3 protein-coding genes and 1 pseudogene are annotated in these 5154 nt (G+C 57.1%); all 4 read left to right on the plus strand.

The window, feature by feature from the left end; translation table 11 throughout:
* Window positions 1-253: pseudogene (locus VMU57_RS16650) on the plus strand (bacillithiol biosynthesis protein BshC); the annotation flags it as partial.
* A 371-nt stretch (window positions 254-624) separates the two neighbouring features.
* Window positions 625-816 (plus strand): hypothetical protein, encoded by a 192-nt coding sequence (locus tag VMU57_RS16655; RefSeq protein ID WP_325385433.1) that lies wholly within the window; start codon window positions 625-627, stop codon window positions 814-816.
* Between the two features lie 625 nt (window positions 817-1441).
* The gene (locus tag VMU57_RS16660; protein ID WP_325385435.1) at window positions 1442-3703 is read left to right on the plus strand and encodes a glycosyltransferase family 4 protein; all 2262 of its coding nucleotides are present in this window, start codon (window positions 1442-1444) and stop codon (window positions 3701-3703) included.
* Complete coding sequence (locus VMU57_RS16665; RefSeq protein WP_325385437.1) at window positions 3700-4728, plus strand: glycosidase; 1029 nt, start codon at window positions 3700-3702, stop codon at window positions 4726-4728. Before VMU57_RS16660 ends, VMU57_RS16665 begins: the two co-directional genes overlap by 4 nt.
* Window positions 4729-5154: the final 426 nt, after the last annotated feature.

Raw genomic sequence — 5154 nt, forward strand, 5'->3', positions numbered from 1 at the left:
CTCAGCCGGCAAGATGCGCTACCAGATGAACCGACTGCGCCGCCTGGCCGCCAACTTCCAGATGCAGAAGGAAGCCTCGCTACGCCGCCACGCCCAGGCCATCGGCCAGGCGCTCTACCCCGGCGGCCACCTCCAGGAGCGCGTCCACGGCGCGGCGTGGTACTTCGCCCGCCACGGCTTTGCGTTGGCGGAGACCCTGGTCCAGCACGCCGCCGCCGACTCGTGCCCCGGCCACACCGCGCTCTGGCTGTAGTTCATGGACCAGGTGGAGCAAGGGGAAGCGGAGCTGGCGGAGCCAAGGTGGGCGGAATCCTGCGTGAATTGCATGCCGCTCCAATTGCCGTCGGCGGCACTGCCGATCCTTTTCACCTTTTGATACTCCTCCAGGCCGATCCTGCCGCCGCGGATTGCCTCCGTGTTCTAAAGACGAACTCTTCACGTTGGGCCACTCGCCGACCAGATACGATCAGATATTAGAGCCGTAAGACTTGGGCGTTTCCGGCACGCAAGCTCGCTTCAGCGTATGCTTAAAGCAGCCTCAGTTGTTCCCTCTCGCCTTCGGCATTCCAGGCTCAGCTCCAGACGAGCGTTCCTAACGCAAGAAAACCAGCAACAGGAGCTGCCATGAGCCTCATCAAGAAGACCGACGTAAAGAATCGCCTTTCTGCTCGCCATCGCACAGAGATACATCTGGAGCCGGCCATTCAGGCAGATGCAACCGGCTTTCCACATGACCATGACCAGGACGCTGGCGAAGGCCCACGCGGGAACGATGAACCGGAACACGCTGCGAGTGTGCCTCTCAAAAGCGTATAGACTCTGACGCTACGTTCCATTTTTCTGCATAACACGTGCATCCTGCCGAACCATCTCGGCGTCCTCCTCGAGCCCTTTCGTGAAGGCTGGACGAATGTTGAACAGATACAGTCGCGGGTATTCGATGCGATGATACGCCGGGCGCAATGTCAATTCATGTGGGTGCAGGAATCTTATTCCCAACCAGGGTTGGCTGGACAGAGGAATCGGCAATTCACCGGGCTTTGGAGCGCGCTCTCAGATCGGTCAGCATGCAATTCAACGTCGCGGAGTTTGATTCGCTCTATTCTCCCGCTTTCCCCTCTTCTGCATCGCTTCCGTAACGATGCACGCTCGGCACATCCGGCAAAGCACATCCTTGGAAATGGCCGCTGACAGTGATCTGCCGAGCACACTATAGGCCGGTCGCCGAGATAACTATTGCTGAATGCCAAGCATCGTATCTCCTCGCAGTCGGTGTACGCGATAGGCACTGGGCGCACACAACTGGAATCAGGACAAAATGCTCTTCAAAGACATAATCCATCCTCCGAGACCCGCTGATGGTCTGCTGTCCCCAATCAATGACCAGTCGGAAGCAGGGACTCTTCCTCTGCCAACCCGCATTGCATTTGTTGGGAACTATTTGCCACGGGAATGCGGCATCGCGACTTTCACGACTGACCTGTGCAACGCCCTGGCAGACGAATTTGGACAAGGCCGCCTCTTTGCAATTCCGGTCAATGACCCCGATTCGAGCTACGATTACCCGGAGCAGGTTCGCCTCGAACTGACGCAAGAGGATCTGGGATCGTATGAGCGCGCGGCGGAGTTCCTCAACTTCAATGGCAACGACCTGGTTTGTCTTCAGCATGAATACGGCATTTTTGGAGGAGCTGCAGGCCGCTACATTCTGGCCTTGTTGCGCAAGTTGAAAATGCCGCTGGTGACAACACTGCACACAGTTCTCCGCGAGCCGGATGCAAATCAGCGCATCGTGCTCGAAGAGATCGCACAGCTCTCTGACAGGCTGATTGTCATGAGCGAACTGGCAGCCCAGCTCCTTCGCGATGTGTATGCGGTTCCGGGCGGAAAGATCGATGTGATCCCGCATGGCGTGCCGGATCTTCCCTTCATGGATCCTAACTACTTCAAGGACAAGTTCGGTACCGAGGGTAACTTCGTGTTGCTCACGTTTGGACTCTTGTCTCCAAACAAGGGAATTGAGAATGTTATTCGGGCGCTGCCTGCGATCCTTGAGCGCCATCCGAACGTGGTCTATTTCGTCTCCGGTGTGACCCATCCGCATATTCGGCGTCGCGAAGGAGAACGATACCGCGAAAGCCTTCAGAGGCTCGCAGAACAGCTAGGGGTAAGCGATCGCCTGATCCTCAACAATCGTTTCGTCAGCGAAGAAGAACTCGTGGAGCACGTTGGCTCCGCGGACATTTACATCACGCCGTACCGGCAAGAAGCCCAGGTGGTCTCCGGAACGCTGGCGATTGCGCTCGGAGCGGGAAAGGCGATCATTTCTACTCCCTATTGGCATGCCAAGGAATTACTGGCTGAGAAGCGAGGAATCATAGTTCCGTTTGAGAATCCCGGAGCCATTTCAGGAGCGGTCATTGCGTTGCTGGAGAACGATGCAGAGCGTCATGCCATGCGTAAGAGGGCTTATCTTCACTCCCGCGGAACAACTTGGCCCAGGACGGCGAGAGCCTACATGGCGAGCTTCCAGCGAGCACGCTTCGAACGCTCACTGCAACCCAGGACCGCCATCCTGGATGATCTGAATGTTGTCTCCACCGAGCAGGTCGATCAACTGCCCGAACTGAATACTCGCCACCTTCTTGCGATGACAGACGATACGGGCCTGTTACAACATGCAATCTTCTCTGTGCCCAACACCCGCGAAGGATATACGACGGATGATAATGCCCGCGCACTCATCGTATCGACGCGGCTGAATGAGAGTTCGATCGATGACGGCAAAGTAGAGCATGCCGCTCTTTCCCGCCGGTATCTTGCTTTTCTCTGGCTTGCATTTGACGCCGATACGGGCCGATTCAGAAACTTTCTCGGTTACGACCGCACATGGTTGGAGAAGGCTGGCTCGGAAGACAGCCATGGACGCGCCCTGTGGGCTTTGGGAACTGTATTGGGCCAGTCACAAGATGCAGGCTTGCGCGGAGCCGCAGGAAGACTCTTCGAGGCCGCCGTCCCCGCCGCTTTGCATTTCACAAGCCCTCGCGCATGGGCGTTCACTGTGCTCGGAATGCAGGAATACCTGGAATGGTTTCCTGGCGACAGGACGATTCAAGGCTACCGTAATACATTAGCCAATCGTCTCCTCGATATCTACGAGCGAAATGCAACCGGCACCTGGAAATGGTTCGAGAAGAGTCTTTCCTACTCGAACGCGAGATTGCCACAGGCGCTCATCCTTGCCGGTTGGCACAGCAGGAACAAAAGGATGGTTGCGGCGGGCACCGAGGCGCTGCAATGGCTTCTCGCCGCGCAACACCGCGATGACCATGAGATCTTTGTGCCGATCGGTTCCAACGGAGTCTATTGCGAAGGTGGAGACAGGCCTCGATTCGATCAACAACCGGTGGAAGCCTGCGCAACAATTTCTGCCTGCCTCGAGTTGTACAGGTTGACACAGGACGACCAGTGGCAGACGGAAGCGAGTCGTATATTTGGTTGGTTTCTTGGCAGGAATGACCTCAGAATTTCCCTCTACGATGTCATAACCGGCGGGTGCAAAGACGGTCTTCATCCAGACCGCGTAAACGAAAACCAGGGAGCTGAATCTACGCTCTCTTTCCTGATGGCACTGCTGGACATGCAACCATCCAAAGAAACCCATGCGGAACCAACGTGCCAGGAAATGAGCGTCTCCAATTGAACCAAAAACCCGTTCCAGTTGCATTTCATCCTTCGGCAGTTGTTAAACTCAACGGACTGAAGCCGTGCGCCGAGGTCCCGCTTCTCCTGCGCTACGCTAATAATCCGATTCTCAGCAGAGAGAATTGGCCATATCCGATCAATAGTGTGTTCAACGCTGGGGCTGTTCGCCTTGCCGACGGAGACACGCTGCTTCTGTGTCGGGTGGAGGATCGGCGTGGCATTTCGCATCTCTGCGCCGCACGTTCCGCAAACGGTGTCGATGGATGGCGAATCGACACCGAGCCAACGTTTCCGTCCAGTCCGAGGGAATACCCCGAAGAAATCTGGGGGATCGAAGATCCCCGCATCACCTATGTTCCCGAGCTCGAAAAATACGCCGTGGCGTACACCTCGTTTGCTCGCGGCGGTCCTGGAGTCTCACTTGCCCTCACCAGGGATTTCCGGAGCTTTGAACGATATGGCGTGATCATGCCGCCGGAGGATAAGGACGCCGCCCTCCTGCCACGAAGAATCAATGGCTACTGGGCCATGATTCATCGTCCAGTCACCACACTTGGCGCCCATATGTGGATTTCTTTTTCCCCTGACCTCGGACATTGGGGAAGCCACAAAGTGATTCTGGAAGCGCGCCGCGGTGGATGGTGGGATGCGAACAAGATTGGGTTATGTTCCCCACCGATCGAGACTTCAAAAGGTTGGCTAACGATCTATCACGGGGTGCGGCAGACAGCCTCCGGGAGTATCTATCGCCTGGGCCTCGCGCTCTTCGATCTCGAAAGGCCGGATGTCTGCCTCCAACGAGGAGAATCATGGATGTTCGGCCCCGAAGCTCCATATGAGCGCAGCGGAGACGTGAGCGACGTAGTGTTTCCATGTGGACAGACGATCGACGCGGATGGAGATACGATCAACCTCTACTATGGCGCAGCTGACTCCTGCATCGCCCTTGCCACCGGCAGTATCCGCGCCCTTCTTGCCTGGCTGGAAGCGAATCCAAGTTCGGGAGACGGAGTCGCGCGCTGAGGAATGGCCATGGCGTTCGCCCTCTGTTCGGGCGGGACGGGGTAACTTGCGGACTGGCTGAGGCGGGGTGGTTACCTTTGGAGGGGAGGGTGGTTCTCGGCTGGCGTGGCTTTATGAGGGGAATCGCGGCGAAAATAAAAACGAAGATGTAATGCGGAATCATGGAGATACATGCTATTTCTGCACACATTGCGTACGCCCGGCGCTGGCCGAGGAGCAGAAGTGGCGAAATCGACGGTGCCAGCGGAGCCCTGTCCGTGGGGGTTGGCGGAGGTGGATTGGTTACCTTTGGAGGGGTGGGGGGTGCAGAGGCAGGGAACCGGGAACAGGGAGTAGGGATCAGAAAAACAGGGATTGAGGGACCAAGGGACCAGGGGAGCAGAGGGCCGAATGAGTGAGGCGGCGGGCGGCTGCCCGTTCCCGCTA

The organism is Edaphobacter sp. (assembly GCF_035532915.1).
GTDB lineage: Bacteria > Acidobacteriota > Terriglobia > Terriglobales > Acidobacteriaceae > Edaphobacter.

Bases quoted from the DNA above. Each gene is read 5' to 3' on its own strand.
- VMU57_RS16655 (WP_325385433.1), top strand. From the start codon at position 625: ATGAGCCTCATCAAGAAGACCGACGTAAAGAATCGCCTTTCTGCTCGC.